We start from the raw sequence: 15,953 nt of genomic DNA on the forward strand, positions 1-15,953 counted from the left end.
AACAGGCCGTTATCAAATAGAAGTTGTGGCGCTAGAGAGACTACTGGGCCATGCGGCGAACGCGCCGAGCTTCGGCCTCAAAGTTTTGCTGGGGTGTGCAGTAGCCCTGTTGTTTGCGAGGCAACTGATTCAAGCGGTCTTGCGTGGCCTGCACTTGACTAGGGCTAATGTCATCTAGGGACATGCCCTTAGGGAAGTCCTGGCGGATCATCCGGTTATGTGCCTCGTTGGTGCCACGGTCGCAGGACGTGTAAGGATGGGCGTAGAAGATCTCAGTTTCCGTCCCAGCAAAAGCAGTATTTAAGGCGGTGAACTCGGGTCCGTTGTCGGCTGTGATGGTCTTGATGCAAGCTCCCCATTCGCGCTTGATTCCACGCAATGCATAGCTCACAGAGTCTGCATCTCGTCCTTCGATCAAGCGGAGAAGTTGGCAACGGGTCTTGCGCTCAATCAGAGTCAAGATGACGCTCTCCTTGCCATTGCGTTTACCGACAATGGTATCCATCTCCCAGTGACCGAACTGCCTGCGTCGTTCAACGACCTTAGGCCGTTCCTCGATACTGCGGCCAGCCAGGCGCTTAGCCTTGGTGTGGTGCTGGTGAGAGGTCTTCCGCTTAGTCTTCTCCAACAGGTCGATATTTCGAATCTCTAGGCGTTGGTCGTCAATGTACTGGTACAAAGTCGAGGCACAAACAAGCTCTTCAGGAGTAAACAGCTTGTGTCGCTTGGCATAGCCGATTGAAGCATCCGGCGACCATTTGTCCTGCTTAGCTCGCTGTACGTACCAGGCTAAGAAGACCTGTACGCTGGCGAACTTGTCAGGACGATGGCAGCTCAAGCGTGCAGTCTCGTAACGAGCCTGAGCAGCCTCTGGCAGGTATTGTCGATGGTAGACGCGCTTGCCATTACTCTTCTTGACCTGATCTACTGTACCTCGCTTGATTTCATTATTAATGGTCTGCGGGCAGACGCCAATTTCAGCAGCAATCCAACGATTGGACTTCCCAGCTTGGCGGAATCCGGCCACTTTTCCGCGCTCGAGTGATGTTAAGTGCTGACCTTTTTGGCGGTGTGTGCTATCCTGTTTCTGCATCAAGACAATATCCTCTTCCATTGTTTGTGTAGGAACTTCAATGATACAGGATATCTGTTCTTGATGTTTTTTATTGTCCAAAAAATTTTGAGACAGTGGCTAACTTGATTCTAAAATGCGCGATTTTTATTCTTTTGTCGAATATCCCGCCATTAATTGGGATCAAGATCCCCACTGATTTGAACGCATGGTTTAATAAGATTTACAACTACACCATGGGCTTTGTTGGATTTTACGTTGCCGGAACGACGGCGAAGGCGTTGACCGGCTCCATGAACCAGCGCATCAAAGGTGGACGGTTCATCAACAATACATCAACGATGATGGCCGCAATGGTCGGGTTCATGTTACTGGCGATCGGAACAACCGGTAAAGGCAACTTCTTGCCGACATTCTTTGGCACTCAAGGCATTTTGTCAGCGTTTGTTGCGGCGTTTGTGACCGTATGGGTTTACAAGTTCTGTGTTGAAAGCGATTTAACCATCAAGATGCCAAAAGAAGTTCCGGGTGCCATTTCCCAAAATTTCCGCGATATTATCCCATTCGGTGCAGCAACGATTGTCTTCTCACTGATTGATGTCGCAGCCCGAGCAGCTTTCAAAGTACCGTTCAGCGCCATTCTGGCCACCGTTTTAGCACCTGTCTTTAAAGGGGCAGAAACTTATCCCGGCATGATGCTAATTTGGTTCCTGATTCCCATGTTCTGGTTCCTTGGTGTTCATGGGCCATCGGTTGTTAAACCAGCGCTTGAATCTGCATTGTTTGGGAATACCACGGCAAACTTAGCACTTTTCAAAGCTGGTCATTTTCCATACCATGCCTTGACCGAAAACTTCGGTAACTTTGTCGGCGAACTCGGTGGTACCGGTGCAACATTTATAGTGCCATTTTTGTTCATGTTCTTTATGAAGTCAAAACAGCTAAAAGCTATTGGCAAAGCTTCCTTCATCCCAGTTATGTTTGCGGTTAACGAACCGCTGCTGTTTGGGGCCCCGATTATTTTGAATCCATACTTCCTGGTGCCATTTGTGTTGGCACCGGTTGTCAACGTTGTGATCGGTAAAGCATTTATTGACCTGCACATCATGCATGGGTTCATGTACTTCATGTCTTGGGCATTGCCAGGGCCGATTGGTGCACTGATTGATACCGGCTTCCAGTGGACCTCGCTAGTGCTCATGGCGATTTTACTAGTGGTGGACGCGCTTATCTACATGCCGTTCATCAGAGCATATGATGCGGAACTTCTTCAACAAGAAGCTGCAGTTGGTGCCGCCGATGCTGGTGCCGTCGCAACTGCAACAGCAGCTGGGACAGGAGAAGTTGCTGCTGAAGCCGATGCTGCAGCTCCTAAGGAATTTCCGGAACCAGCGGATGTCAAAGCAGCCAAAGCCGAAAACGCCTTGACTGATGATGGGCAAACTGCGAAAGGTCCCCACAAGCTTGATCACGAATTGAAAGTTTTGGTTTTGTGCGCTGGCGGTGGTACAAGTGAGCAGCTAGCCAACGCGCTGACTGATGGCGCCAAAACGTATCATGAACCGATCGTTGCCAGTGCTGGCGCCTACGGATCACATCATGATATTTTACCGAACTATGATATGGTGGTTTTGGCACCGCAAGTCCGGACTTACTATAGCGATTTGAAGCATGATACAGATCAATTAGGCATCAAGCTTGTGGCAACCAAAGGCCAGCAATATATTGCTTTGACCCGCGATCCTGAAAAGGCGCTGGACTTTGTTGTCAATCACTACAAAGAAAGCGATCCAAAAGAGGCTCCTGCGACAGAATAACGTTTTGTTGAATCAAACTGAATACTGATAAAAAGAAAGATAAGGCGGTGTACCAATGTTGCTAAGGGTCAAGCAAGTGTATAACAACAATGCTGTACTTGTAGACGTTGGCAACGGTAAGGAGGCAATTCTTCAAGGCAGAGGTATTGGTTTTAGTAAACGCAAAGGCGATCAGATCGATCCCAAAAAGAGTTCAGAGATACTGTATCTCCATGATGCACAAGTGAAGAACCACTTTACGTCATTGCTCAAGGATGTGCCAATTGACATCGTTGTCGCCACGTTCGGTGTGATTGGCATGGCGAAGAAGACGTATCATTACCCAGTTTTGAATTATATTTATGTCACGCTGACCGATCACGTTTTCCAAATGTATAAACGTCTGACCGCTGGCAAATATCAAGCGAGTCCGGCTCCGGATATTTGCGATCGTTATCCGTTGGCTTATCAGATTGCGACAGAGGCAGTCAAACGCCTTAACCATGATCTGGGCGTCCATTTTCCCGATGCCGAAGTGAAAAATATCGCGTTGCATTTTATTAATGCTAAAGGTGTGGATGGTGACTTGGATCCGACCGTGACGCTCACGGCGCGCGTTAATACAATCGTGACGCAGGTTTTTGCTAAATATGGTCTGAAACGGAGCTTGACGAATCAAAACTATTTTGATCGATTGATGATTCATCTCCAGTATCTGGTTGAGCGATTAAACACCGATGAACAAGATGAAGCTGATCTTGATCCAAAAATCGGGCAAGACTTCAAGCGGCTTTACCCGAAATCATTTGCCATTGCCATGGAGATTTGCACGGAGCTTGAGAAGGCTTTGCAGATTAAGCTTAACGAAAATGAACATGTCTATTTCATCATCCATATTCAGCGGCTCATTCAAGAACCGCAAACACCTGCACCTCAAGATTCATAACCAAGGAGGAAATTTTGATGGCAACTAAAGAAGAAATTTCAATGACCGGTTTTGCAATCGTTGCATACGCTGGCGATGCGAAAACTGATTTGATTGAAGCGCTGAATGAAGCGCGCAAAGGGAACTTTAAACATGCGCGGTCATTGGTTGAAGAGGCGCGCCAAAGCATTAACGAAGCACATAACGAACAAACCAAACTGCTTAGCAAAGAAGCAGGTGGCGATAATATGGATGTTACTTTTATCATGGTGCATGGGCAGGATACCTTGATGACCACCATGATGTTGTTGGACACGATTAGCTTCACGATCGACGAGTATGAACGGCTGGCTGCGATTGAAAAACAGCTGGGCATCGCGCTGCCAACAAACGACATCCATTAGTAAGACCAAAGGAAGGAGCATCATCGTGACGAGCTTATTAAAACGCGTCCAATCATTACCCAAAGGCTTTGTCTGGGGCGGTGCAACGGCTGCGTATCAGGTAGAAGGTGCCACAAAAGTAGATGGCAAAGGCAAAACGATGTGGGATGACTATCTCAAAGCACAAGGCCGCTTTTCCCCTGATCCTGCCAGCGACTTTTACCATCTATATCCGGAAGACATTGAGCTTGCCAAACTATATGGTTTAAATGCGATTCGGGTATCGATTGCGTGGACACGGATTTTTCCCAAAGGATATGGCGAACCCAATCCTGCCGGCGTAGCGTACTATCATCGCTTGTTTAAGTGTTGCTTGGACAACGGCATTACCCCATATGTTTCCTTGCATCACTTCGATTCACCAAAGACCTTATTTGATGATGGGGACTGGTTGAATCGCAAGAACATTGATTATTTTGTCGACTATGCTGACTTCTGTTTCAAAGAGTTTTCCGAAGTCAAAAATTGGTTTACGATCAATGAGCTGATTTCGTTGGCCTTTTCCCAATATATTCAGGGTAATTTCCCGCCGAATCATCATTTTGATGTGACAAGTGGGATCCAGGCACAGCATAACGAGTTGTTGGCGCATGCACGGGCGGTCAATCTGTTCAAAGAGAAAGGTTATCAAGGGCGCATTGGGTTGATTCATGTGTTGCAGCCGGTCTATCCGTATCCGGACACGCCGGCCAATGAGCATGCGGCAGCACTTGAAGATGCTTTCATGAACCGCTTCTTGCTGGATGGCACGTTTAAGGGTGAATATACGCCGGAAACGATGGCGCTGATTAACGAATTGCTGGAAGCCAATGATGCCAAGCTGAAGATCGAACCGGGCGATATGGACATTCTGAAAAAGGCCTCCACGCAAAATGATTATTTTGGTATGAATTATTACCAGCCGTCTTTTGTCGCTGCCTATGAAGGTGAAAGTACCAATTCGTTCAATGGCACAGGCGAAAAGGGAACCAGTTCCTTCAAGTTCCAGGGTGTCGGCCAACATGTTAAGAAACCTGACGTGCCAACGACCGACTGGGATTGGAACATTTATCCCGCGGGCATGTACGATATGCTCAAACGCGTCGCGAGGGAATACCCGAATAGCAAAACGATTTATATCACCGAAAACGGTCTTGGCTATAAAGACAAGTATGAAGGCATTGGTCAGCTTATTGACGATGAAAAGCGCATCGACTTTATTGACCAGCACGTTGAGGCACTGCTGAAGGCTCGCAGTGAAGGCGTTGACGTACAAGGTTACTTTGTCTGGTCATTGCAGGATCAGTTTTCCTGGGCCAATGGTTACAATAAACGCTATGGTTTGTTTTACGTGAATTTTGAAACACAGGCACGGGAAATCAAAAAAAGTGCGCTGTGGTTCAAGGAGCTAGGGCAGACACTAAAGGATTAATGGGATCACAAAAAGCAGACAGGTCATCAGCAAGTATCGGCTGATGACTGTCTGCTTTTTTGAATATAATACAATTTTGGTTCATTAGGAACGCGCTACAGGTAAACAGGTTGAGATGATTTAAGCCACCGGTTCTTTATCCGCCGCGTTAGCTTTCTCAACCGCTGCCATTGCCACAGCGTTGACCCAGTTGATCGGCTGATCGAAGTTTGGCTGGAACAGCATATCGACCATAGCGAGGGTTTCGATGGTCATGTGAGTTTGGATGGCCAAGGAGATGACATTGGCGCTTTGGCTAATGTCGTGTTTGGAGAAGAATGCGCCGCCTTTGACTTCGTGCGTTTGCGGATCCCAGGTCAGGCTGCATAGGACCGGTGTGGTGGTGAGCATGAAGTCCGGGCGATAGTCTTGCTCAATGGTGACACTATCAAGTTCAAGCCCGCGTGCCTTGGCGCCTTCGGTTGTGAGGCCGGATGCGGCAATAGCATGATCAAAAAGTTCAACCGCCGAACTTGCCTGTGTGCCGAGGTACTTCTCGGTTGGTGCCACAATGTTTTTGCCGACCAGAATGCCTTGGCGAACAGCATTGGTTGCCAAGGGAATATAGTCATGCTTGCCAGTTGGATTATAATGCACAGCTGCAGTGTCACCAGCGGCAAAAATAGCTGGATCACTGGTTTGCATGTAGGCGTCGGTGATGATGGCGCCATTTTGCAAGGTATCGAGATGATCCTTAAGCAAGTCGGTGTTTGGCCGGAAGCCGGTGCACAAAATCGCAATGTCGGCAGTATAGGTACCCTTGTCGGTTGTGACTACAGTCTCACCTTGATCATTTTTCGCGAAGCTGGTGACCATTTCGCCGAGTGCCAAATGAACGCCATGATCGGTGTAAAGTTTTTCAACGCGGTCAGTGATGGTAGCGTCAAAGTTTTTAGCCAATACCCGCGGCAGGCCGTCGATTAATGTGACCTGCTTATCGGTGACGGCATATTGTTCGGCGAGTTCGGCACCGATATAGCCGGCACCGATGACAATCGCACTTTTAATGGTTGGCGCCAGATCTTTTAAGGTTTTGGCATCTTGCCAGTTCTTGCACAGGTGGACATCCGTATCATGAATGCCCGGGATATTTGGAACGATTGGAGTAGAACCGGTGGTGTAAACCAGTTTGTCATAAGTATCAGTGGTGACCTCGCCAGTGTTTAAGTCCTTGACTTCAACGGTTTTGGCGTCGGGGTCGACGCTGAGGACGTCATGCTCCATTTGCATATTGGCGCCAAGCTTGGCAAGTGCCTCAGGGCTGGAATAGAACATCTTGTTAGGATCGCTGACATGATCACCGACCCACAAGGCGATGCCACAGGAGAGAAACGACAGGTTGTTGTTGCGCTCGTAAACGGTGACATTTGCGTCTGGGTGGTCGGTTAGAATCTGTTGGGTCGCAAACGTACCAGCATGGGTGGCACCGATAACAATAATTTTCATAAGTAGATCGCTCCTTTGTATTTTTGATAATGATTTCACAAAGAAAGTGTAACACAATTAATTGTGTACGGCTATATTGTTCGGGACCTTTTTTGTGAAAAAATAGTTAAGAAGCGTTTTCACTATTTGCTGTTAATCTTGCAGCCAGCGGCCGATCATCTCTAAGTGGTGCATCAGCTGGAACTTTCGGACAACACCTAAGCCGGGAAAATGGTGATCAGCAGCGGCCTTCATGAGTGCCATTACCCCGGCCGTTTGTGCTTGGGGATGATAGGGCAGCCAGGCGGCGAGTTGCGTAAGTATTTCGAAAAATTTGGCTTGCGGGTTGGTGAAGCCTTCATTATTGACGGAGACAAAATGATGCATTCGTAGGGAGCCATCAGTTGCGGGGTAGACCAAGTGGATTGCCAAGGCGCGTTGAGGGAAGCCGTGCTCAAAGTAGTCAGAGGTAGCGAGCGGATAGTTGGCAAAGCCAACGCCGGGCAACATGTCAGGCGGGTACTGATAAAACTCGTCTTGCAACAAGCCATACGCCGATGTATGCGAATAGACGGTGAAATGGTCATTGAGATACACAGCATGCCGCAAACCTAACCGTCGAACCCGTGCTTCATCCGGTACTAAGGCGAGTTGGCGGCGTGCCAGCAGTTTGGCTTGGGCAGCAGTGGTGGCGATGATCAATGGTGCTGGCTGGGCATCAAAAATCCGCGCGACTTGCACTGATGGACTAAGCATCGGCAGGTGGCGCGGCGTTGCCAATAGTCGGTAAGTGCCGACTTGCGGATTCTGAATCACATATGCTGCGTGGGCGGTTTTCGTTAGTGCCTGCGTGGTCTTGGTCAAACTGGGGATGTCTTTGACAGGTTCAAGCACCGGAATGACGGTCGCAGGTAGTCGCTGGCTGTTTGCCAAGGCGGTGATCGCTGCCAAATCGTATAATTTTCCGCGAATGATAGGGAAGTAGTTCATGATAAGCGATCCATTTTCAACGTTGCCATTTCCGCATTGAGGGCGTCGACTTCTTCTTGAAGCGCAGTGATGGTCGTGTTGTTGAGGTCACCGACAAACTGGTCATAAAGATTTTTATCGGGATGATAAATATCATAGTCAGCGGTTCGTTTTCGCAGTTCGGTAAACAATTCCGCAGTGGAAAATTGTCCGAGTCCTTTGGCGACTTGCTTGGCTTTGACAACTTCACGATTAAGACTGGCAATGAAATGATCGGTTAATTGTTCTTCCGGAACCTGTAAGCTCTGGCGTCGCGCCGGTTTAGCGATTGTCAGTGTACCAGGTGTGCTCACTGGAACGGCACTGGCAGCAATGGCCGCCTTGGAGAACGGGTGGTAGACGAAGACGCCGATGCCGGCTGGAATTTCGGCGACGACCGCTTGATAAAGCCGCTGTGGCAACACAAAGTAATTATAATGGCCAACAAAACTTAAGCGGGCCTGACTGTGGAAGTCCGCTTTCGTTACTTTTAGCTCAAAACAGCGCCAAATCGTTTCATTTTCCTGCTTTTGCCGTACCAAGGTGTCCACAATGCCGAAATCATCGGGCATCGTGACTTCTTCAACAGCAGTGGCCCCTTGTTCTTCCCAATAGGCATACAACGTCTTTTCTAGATCACGCGTGAGTTGGGTCTTCATGATGTGCCTCCCAAAAGTGAGTGAGTAACTGAGCGAGCTGCGCCGGATTACGGCTAACCTGAGCATGCGTCCAGTGGTCCGGAAACAAGCGCGCGTACCGTGGCGTCACAAACCGTTCATCGATGAGCAAAATAACCCCGACATCCTTAGCACCACGAATCACCCGGCCTCCCGCCTGCAAAACATTGTTAAAGCCAGGCAGTTGATACGCGTAGGCAAATCCTTGGCCTGCATTTTGATCAAAATAATCCCGCAGTTGATCGGTTTCCGCATTGAGTCCCGGTAAGCCAACCGAAACAATGGCAACGCCGATTAGCTGGGCACCGCGCAGATCAATGCCTTCTGCAAAAATACCGCCAAGAACGGCAAAGCCAATCACTGGTTCATGGCCGGCTTTGAAATGATCAAGAAAAGCTTGGCGATCCGCTTCGGTCATGGCATTTTCCTGCACACAGGTTTTAAGTGTGGGATTGGCAGCGGTAAATGCGGCATAGGCGGTTTTTAAATAAGCATACGACGGGAAGAAGAAAAGATAATGGCCTTTTTTGGCGCTAACTAAGGTTGTGAGACTCGCAATCAGCTGCGGCAGATCCTGTTCACGCCGGCGATACGTGGTGTTGACGCTGGTGTCAACGATGACAGCCTGATTCTGCGGGTCAAACGGCGACGGTAAGGCGTAAGTCAGACTATTGTCAACGCCGCCGAGTAACTTTTGAAAATAAGACATCGGCGATAAGGTGGCGGAAAACAACACGGCGCCGCGGCCTTTTTTCAATGATTCATCAACAAAATGCGATGGATCCAAGCACAATTCTTTGACTGTAACAACGCCATGATCCTTTGCAATTTCGGTTTTGAACGTCTCATCGTAAAAATCGCCAATGCGTAAATATTTATTCGCCAGGAAGAAAACCGGTAACACGAGATCAACGGCGGGCTGCAAGGCGGGCGTTGGCGGTTCGGCTAACCAATCGTGGACCGTTTCCGTGAACTTGGCGAGGACATTGGTAAGGTCATCAAGCGGGGCTTCTTCAAAGACGGGTGATTGTTTCATTAACCGCTGATCGGCGATGGCTGACAGGGTATTCACGATCCGAGTGATGGCGCGGCGCAGCTTGGTGAGTGCCGCGCCTTTGTATGGGGACAGTGCTTTCTTGAGGTTGGCAAAGTCCTGATCGGTGATGCTGGCGGTATACATGTCCCGTGCCCGACTCACGAGATTATGGGCTTCATCGACTAAGAAAAACTGACTGTCATCGGCATCGCTAAAGAACCGCTGTAAAAAGACCAGTGGATCAAACAAATAATTGTAATCACAAATGATAACGTCACAAAACAGGCTGGCGTCTAACGAAAATTCAAATGGATCGACCGTGTGCTTTCGCGCATAAGTTTCGATGACGGATCGAGTGATTTGGTCTTCATGTGCCAGGAGGTCGTGCAGTGCCGGCTTTAGGCGGTCATAATAGCCCAACATGTAAGGATTTTGACTGGGATCGTCTGGCTCATCGGCAAAAGTGATCGTGTCTTTGGCCGTCAGCGTGATGCTTTTCGCCTTAAGCCCCGAGCCTGCCATCAACGCCATCGCTTGCTCGGCTACACGTCGCGTACTTTGCTTGGCGGTTAAATAAAACGCTCGCTGAATCAAGCCGCTGCCCATAGCTTTGACAGTCGGGAAAAGTGTCGAAATTGTTTTGCCGGTACCAGTGGGCGCTTGGACGAAAAGGCGCGCGCTGCTGTAAATGGCTTTGTAAACGGCGGCGGCGAATTCGTGCTGGCCGGCACGATACTCGGGAAAAGGAAAATCAAGCGCATCAATCGACTCATTGCGGCGCTTGATGATGTCGCTCCGCAACTTGAGCCAATCGGTGAATTCTGTCAGTAAATCCGTGAAGTTATCGGCCAACTCGGCAGCCGTTTTGGTTTCGGTGAAACGGGTGACGGTATCAGTGCTGGTCTGCACATACACCAAGGTGATGGTCGCGTGGTCAAGGTGGCGTTGTTGACAAAGCAAGTGACCATAAATACGCGCTTGAGCCCAATAGCGATCCTTGGTATTTGGGGTGCAGTCTTCCCATGGTCGGGCGCTGGTTTTGATTTCTTCGACGTTTAATGTTTTGTCGTCATCCGTCCAGACGCCATCGGCACGGCCTTCGAGTTGGTAATCTTCATATTCGACGGTAACCGTGGTTTTTAAATAGACTTCTTTTTGGTAATCAGCCTCATGGTGAGCAGCTTGCAACTTGCGATGGATCTGGCTACCGATGATGGCGGTATTATTTGAATTGCTGGTAATCGGGTTGAGATCGCCGGTACGAACGGTTAACTCAACAAATTCCCGAATACCAATACGATTATGCGCCATCACCGAGTCCTCCTTTAATGTAGTTGAAAATATAACTAGCCTTCAGTATAGAACATACATTCTGTTTGGGAAAATGGCTCACCTATGATTTTCAACGAATTCCGGGTGTTCCTTGGTTTTTATTTTAATTAGAGGCATAATAAAGGGTATCAAGACATATGACAAATACGGCGGCTTGCAAACACTGTCGATCGGTAAGCCGCGACATCAAATGAGGGACATATGATGAAAAAGACTAGTTTCTGGCGTTTGTTAGGTTTTATGGGTGCGATTTTGGTATTGTTGACCGCTTGCGGTAAGCAGAGCTCAGCAGCAAAATCGTCGTCATCCAGTGCACCAGTGAAAATTACATACTGGCACCGGATGACAGGCTCTTATGACAAAGCATTGAACAAGCTCATTACGAAGTTCAATCAAAGTCAAAAGAAGTACAAAGTGGTCGCAACGTCACAGGGATCTTACAATGCGTTGCAGCAAAAGATCATGGCTGCAGGCAAATCCAAGACCCTGCCGACGATGGCCCAGTCACCTTATACCAATATTGGTGACTATGTGAAGAACCAACTGTTGTTACCGTTTGACTCCGAAATGTTGAACGGCTCGGATAAGTTGAGCAGCAGTCAACGGAAAGATATCTATCCGAGTTTCTTGGCTGCGGGTAAGTACAACGGTAAATACTACGGTCTGCCATTCTCGGTTTCGACTTCGGTGCTTTTTTATAACAAGCGCTTGATGTCACAATATAATATCAGTATGCCGAAGACATGGGCGGACTTTGCGGCTGATCAGGATAAGTTAAAAGGGACGGACATTAACGCTGTCGAGCTGGATCAAAGTTACGATGTTCCGTTAGAAGGGATGGCTTACGGTGCAGGTAGTCAACTGATTACCCCAAAGCTAAAAGCTAACCTGAATGCACCTAAGACATTGGCCGCCGTCAACCAGATTCTTGATCTGCGCAAGAGCGGCGCATTGAAGACTGCGGGTGAAGATCAGTACTTCAGCGTCCCATTCGCAAATGGCAAAGCCGTCTTTGGGATTGGCTCATCAGCCACTGTGCCGGTCTTATTGCAACAGGCACCAAAGAATCTCGAATGGGGAACCGCGGTGATTCCTGAATATGAAGGCAAGCGCAGCAATCCATTAAACGGAAACTACAATGTCTTGTTCAAAGGCGCATCCAAGGCGCAACAAGCCGGCGCATGGGCATTCCAGAAATTCCTGTTGAAGTCGGAAAATGCTTCACAGTGGGCGATGGATTCCGGTTATGTACCAGTTACCAAGAGCGCATCCAACAGTACGACCTTTAAGAATTACCTGCAAAAGCACGAACAATATAAAGCCGCCGTTTCTGATGTGCCACAAAGCTTTGCTTCAACGGTCTTTGCTGGCTACACAGATTACCGCAATGACCTTATGAGCACAGTTGACAGTACTTTGACGAAAAACGTCAGCGGCGAAACAGCGTTTGATCAGTTGCAAAAGCAGACTGAGAAGATTTTGAAAGAAAATAAGTAATAATGTTTGATTGGAGTCAGCAATGCCACAATATCTTGCTGGCTTTTTTAATGCCCATCAGTAACTTTGCCACTAGCCAGTACGTGATGATGATTTTTCATGCTATGGCGTTTGCGTCACCCAACCTCGGTGGGCTATGATGGTCGGAGGATTGTTAAGCATTAAAGGAGATCATTATGGAAATCAATGTACACAAGTTTCAGGAGGCAATTTTTGCAGGCACCTTCGAGCATACGGAAGTGCATCTGACCGCAGCCGCTTTTAAGAAAGACGGTGTTGATACCGCGATGGCGAAGGTGTTCGCAGATGTTCGCAGCGCCATTGAAAAGAACCAGTTGATTCAGGCTGATTTGGTCATCGACTTTCCTGAGCCGACCACGATCACAGTTGAAACCGGCGTGATCAACCTGCCGTTTGCCAATGTCAACAAAATTACGAACTTCCTTGAACCGGATGAAATCGTCCCGGTCCGCGTTTATTTAATCGTGACCTCGCCATTCGTCAACGTTTCTGGCTTACGGATTGACGAAACTGCAACGGCCGCTGATTATCTGCAGGACTTCGCAACGATCAATGACCAGATGATTGCCTCCGTTCAGGAAAAACTGGATCACATTCAAACCGAGATGGCCAAGCCTAAGGAAATCGCCAAGGAAGTTCCGGCCAATAAACAAAAGCCAGCGGCCAAAAAAACAACCAGACGGACTGCCACGAAGAAACGCACCACGACGCGAAAAACCACCAAGAAAACGGCAACTGCAAGTAAAGCAGCGGCTAAAACCACTACTGCCAAAAAGACAACGACACGAAAAACCGCTAAAAAGTAAACGAGAAAATGATGTTCCGAATAGCTAGCGAGATTTAGTTGGATCGCTGGCTATTTTCATGCACGCAGAAATGGACATCTCAATTTTCAAAAACATAAACAACGATGCGGTAACAATTCATCTGAGGAAAACGTGAGAATGATATGTGAAAACGGTCGATTGAATTGAAATGAAAACGATTGCATATTATTCTTGTGATGTTGGCGGAATAGGCCAATTTCGTTTTAGACACCAACCATAGGGGAGGTCGAATTTTTGAAAAAGCAGGGGATACACCTTTGGCTCTTGGCACTTGCGGTACTACTGGTATTGCCGTGGGTTTGAAGCAGCCGCCGAAGCAGGTCGCAGCTGCCGATAATCGGCTGCAAAGTGTCTTTTCGATTGATGCCGCGCGGAAATACTTTTCGGTTGATCAATTGGAAACGATCATTGATCGGGCGCACACGGACGGATACACCGATGTGCAGATTTTATTGGGTAATGATGCGTTACGCTTCATGCTGGATGATATGAGTCTGACCGTTGACGGGAAAACATATGCCAGCGATGCGGTTAAGCAAGCCGTACTTGCCGGGAATCAGACTTACTACAACGATCCAAACGGCAATGCCTTGACGCAAGCAGACATGGATGCGGTTTTAAAATATGCTGCAGCGCGCGACATTAACATTATTCCGGTGATCAATAGTCCCGGCCATATGGATGCGATTTTGACCGCGATGACGAAGCTTGGGATCAAAAATCCGGCGTTTAATGGCTCCAAACGAACAGTTGATTTGAATAACGACACAGCCATTGCGTTCACCAAGGCTTTGTTGCAAAAGTACGTTAGCTATTTTAAAGACCACGCCACGATTTTTAATTTCGGCAGCGACGAATATGCCAACGATGTCGATACCGGCGGCTGGGCCAAGTTGCAACAAACCGGCACTTATCGCAAATTTGTGGCGTATGTGAATGACTTGGCCCAGATGGCGGAAAATGCCGGGTTGAAGCCTATGGTGTTTAACGATGGCATTTATTACAACGATCGCACGGATTTTGGCACGTTTGACCAGAATCTCATTGTGTCTTATTGGACGGCAGGGTGGTTTGGCTATGACGTTGCCAAGCCGGAATTCCTGGCGAATAAAGGCTTAAAGATCATGAATACCAACGATGGCTGGTACTGGGTGTTAGGGCGTATGACCGGCAATCTGTATAGTTATGAGACCGCGGTTGCCAGTTTAAAGAGCAAGAAATTTACGGATGTGCCAGGTGCCAGCAGCACGGTTCCGATTATCGGTAGCGTTCAGGCAGTGTGGGCCGATAACCCGAGTGCACAGTTGGATATGCCAGCGTTGTTGAAATTGATGGATCAATTTTCCACGGCATATACCGCGTACATGCCGCGGCCAGCGGATTACAGCAAAGTCGACGCCGCGATTGCCACCGTGCCGCGGCAATTGAGCCAGTACACGGATGCCTCGTTAGCCAAATTAGAAGCAGCGCTTAATGCGGTGATTCGCGGTAAAAAGGCCAACGAACAGACAACTGTTGATGGCTATGCCCAAGCGATTACCGCTGCCGTTAAAGGTCTGCAGCTGCGGGGCGCTGATTATAGTCAAGTCGATGCCGCGATTGCAACGGCCAAAAAGTTAGACCGGCAGCATTACCAAGACTTTGCTGCAGTTGATGCTGCGATTGCGGCCGTGAAACGTGGCTTGGATATCACCCAGCAAAGTAAGGTCGACGCAATGGCGAATGCGATTCAGACGGCGATCAAAGGACTGGCACTTAAACCGACACCACCAAAAGCGCCAACGCCGTCAACACCGGAACCCGCACCAAAACCGACAGCGGTCGCGCCAGCAAAAGAGACAAACAAGCAACCGCCGTTACCAAGTACGGCAGAAGCAACGACACCAGCGTTAATGCTCGCAGGTGCCTCACTGCTCATCAGTATGGGCCTGTTATACTGGCGCCGTCGTGAGACAGATTAGTTATTTTTAAACTGACAATAACGAGGCTGGGTCATAATTCACAGCCAGACTCAAAAAGATGAACATACTCTTTGTCGTTATCGAGAGTATGTTCATCTTTTGTTTCTATGGGGTAATTCGGTGAGGTCATTTAAGCTATGAGTGCCAAAGCGGAGCAATCGTAGGCTAGATGGGGCTCAGCCGTGCAAACAACACAGCGACCGGGCTTTGTCGCTGATGTTGTTAGGCGACTTTGAGACAGCGGGCTTCTGGCTCAAAGCGCCGTCTCCGCTCTAGCTTCGCGTCGCCACACCAGCTGGCCGGAGATTGCGGAGTTTGGCACGACTCGGAACTTATTGCCTCAGCTTTTTTGATTGTTCGTGATTCACTAATCTATGAACGTTCTCGTAAAATTATGGCTCAGCCACTTTTGGTTGCCCTAAAATCGGTCAAGTGGCCGGCAACGACACGTCCAGCAACGAAAGGAATCAACATGAATGACAG

Annotated in this window: 10 protein-coding genes and 3 pseudogenes; 8 read left to right on the plus strand and 5 right to left on the minus strand. The window is 48.5% G+C overall.

Annotated elements, in window-relative coordinates; genetic code table 11:
- Nucleotides 1-40 precede the first annotated feature (40 nt).
- Complete coding sequence (locus LBCZ_RS01090; protein ID WP_010620018.1) at nucleotides 41-1,093, minus strand: IS30 family transposase; 1,053 nt, start codon at nucleotides 1,091-1,093, stop codon at nucleotides 41-43.
- Nucleotides 1,094-1,197: 104 nt separating this feature from the next.
- Here LBCZ_RS01090 and LBCZ_RS01095 point away from each other — a divergent pair.
- The 4 genes and pseudogenes from LBCZ_RS01095 to lacG all read left to right on the plus strand — a co-directional run.
- Nucleotides 1,198-2,889: pseudogene (locus LBCZ_RS01095) on the plus strand (PTS lactose transporter subunit IIBC); the annotation flags it as partial.
- Nucleotides 2,890-2,944: 55 nt separating this feature from the next.
- Nucleotides 2,945-3,814: a PRD domain-containing protein gene (locus LBCZ_RS01100; RefSeq protein ID WP_032958806.1), complete on the plus strand. Its 870-nt coding sequence runs from the start codon at nucleotides 2,945-2,947 to the stop codon at nucleotides 3,812-3,814.
- 17 nt (nucleotides 3,815-3,831) lie between these two features.
- Complete coding sequence (locus LBCZ_RS01105; RefSeq protein ID WP_025013247.1) at nucleotides 3,832-4,197, plus strand: PTS lactose/cellobiose transporter subunit IIA; 366 nt, start codon at nucleotides 3,832-3,834, stop codon at nucleotides 4,195-4,197.
- A 25-nt stretch (nucleotides 4,198-4,222) separates the two neighbouring features.
- A complete protein-coding gene (gene lacG, locus LBCZ_RS01110) occupies nucleotides 4,223-5,647 on the plus strand; it encodes a 6-phospho-beta-galactosidase (protein ID WP_039639668.1) in 1,425 nt (474 codons plus the stop codon).
- A gap of 120 nt (nucleotides 5,648-5,767) precedes the next feature.
- On the opposite strand, the gene LBCZ_RS01115 is transcribed toward lacG, so the two are convergent.
- The 4 genes from LBCZ_RS01115 to LBCZ_RS01130 all read right to left on the minus strand — a co-directional run bounded on the left by LBCZ_RS01115 (nucleotide 5,768) and on the right by LBCZ_RS01130 (nucleotide 11,143).
- Nucleotides 5,768-7,132 carry an FAD-dependent oxidoreductase gene (locus LBCZ_RS01115; protein ID WP_039639666.1) on the minus strand — a complete coding sequence of 455 codons (1,365 nt, stop codon included), beginning with the start codon at nucleotides 7,130-7,132 and terminating at the stop codon, nucleotides 5,768-5,770.
- Between the two features lie 132 nt (nucleotides 7,133-7,264).
- Nucleotides 7,265-8,101, minus strand: a complete 837-nt coding sequence (locus tag LBCZ_RS01120) for a sce7725 family protein (RefSeq protein ID WP_025013248.1) — start codon at nucleotides 8,099-8,101, stop codon at nucleotides 7,265-7,267.
- Complete coding sequence (locus LBCZ_RS01125; RefSeq protein ID WP_025013249.1) at nucleotides 8,098-8,778, minus strand: hypothetical protein; 681 nt, start codon at nucleotides 8,776-8,778, stop codon at nucleotides 8,098-8,100. The genes LBCZ_RS01120 and LBCZ_RS01125 overlap by 4 nt, the downstream gene beginning before the upstream one ends.
- On the minus strand, nucleotides 8,756-11,143 hold the full coding sequence (locus LBCZ_RS01130; protein WP_025013250.1) for an ATP-dependent DNA helicase: 2,388 nt from the start codon (nucleotides 11,141-11,143) through the stop codon (nucleotides 8,756-8,758). Before LBCZ_RS01130 ends, LBCZ_RS01125 begins: the two co-directional genes overlap by 23 nt.
- A 225-nt stretch (nucleotides 11,144-11,368) precedes the next feature.
- Here LBCZ_RS01130 and LBCZ_RS01135 point away from each other — a divergent pair, with 225 nt between their 5' ends.
- From LBCZ_RS01135 to LBCZ_RS16260, 4 genes and pseudogenes are all read left to right on the plus strand, one after another.
- Nucleotides 11,369-12,661, plus strand: coding sequence for an ABC transporter substrate-binding protein (locus LBCZ_RS01135; protein ID WP_025013251.1), 1,293 nt, complete (start codon nucleotides 11,369-11,371; stop codon nucleotides 12,659-12,661).
- 176 nt (nucleotides 12,662-12,837) lie between these two features.
- The gene (locus LBCZ_RS01140) at nucleotides 12,838-13,488 is read left to right on the plus strand and encodes a hypothetical protein (RefSeq protein ID WP_025013252.1); all 651 of its coding nucleotides are present in this window, start codon (nucleotides 12,838-12,840) and stop codon (nucleotides 13,486-13,488) included.
- Between the two features lie 255 nt (nucleotides 13,489-13,743).
- A pseudogene (locus tag LBCZ_RS01145) lies at nucleotides 13,744-15,470 on the plus strand (family 20 glycosylhydrolase).
- Nucleotides 15,471-15,611: 141 nt separating this feature from the next.
- Nucleotides 15,612-15,823, plus strand: a pseudogene (locus LBCZ_RS16260) (hypothetical protein).
- The last annotated feature ends 130 nt before the right edge of the window (nucleotides 15,824-15,953 follow it).

This window comes from Lacticaseibacillus casei DSM 20011 = JCM 1134 = ATCC 393 (genome assembly GCF_000829055.1).
Taxonomy (GTDB): Bacteria; Bacillota; Bacilli; order Lactobacillales; family Lactobacillaceae; genus Lacticaseibacillus; species Lacticaseibacillus casei.

Coding starts and splice junctions, on each gene's coding strand:
- LBCZ_RS01090 (WP_010620018.1), bottom strand. CDS start 1,093: ATGCAGAAACAGGATAGCACACACCGCCAAAAAGGTCAGCACTTAACA.
- LBCZ_RS01100 (WP_032958806.1), top strand. CDS start 2,945: ATGTTGCTAAGGGTCAAGCAAGTGTATAACAACAATGCTGTACTTGTA.
- LBCZ_RS01105 (WP_025013247.1), top strand. CDS start 3,832: ATGGCAACTAAAGAAGAAATTTCAATGACCGGTTTTGCAATCGTTGCA.
- LBCZ_RS01115 (WP_039639666.1), bottom strand. CDS start 7,132: ATGAAAATTATTGTTATCGGTGCCACCCATGCTGGTACGTTTGCGACC.
- LBCZ_RS01120 (WP_025013248.1), bottom strand. CDS start 8,101: ATGAACTACTTCCCTATCATTCGCGGAAAATTATACGATTTGGCAGCG.
- LBCZ_RS01125 (WP_025013249.1), bottom strand. CDS start 8,778: ATGAAGACCCAACTCACGCGTGATCTAGAAAAGACGTTGTATGCCTAT.
- LBCZ_RS01130 (WP_025013250.1), bottom strand. CDS start 11,143: ATGGCGCATAATCGTATTGGTATTCGGGAATTTGTTGAGTTAACCGTT.
- LBCZ_RS01135 (WP_025013251.1), top strand. CDS start 11,369: ATGAAAAAGACTAGTTTCTGGCGTTTGTTAGGTTTTATGGGTGCGATT.
- LBCZ_RS01140 (WP_025013252.1), top strand. CDS start 12,838: ATGGAAATCAATGTACACAAGTTTCAGGAGGCAATTTTTGCAGGCACC.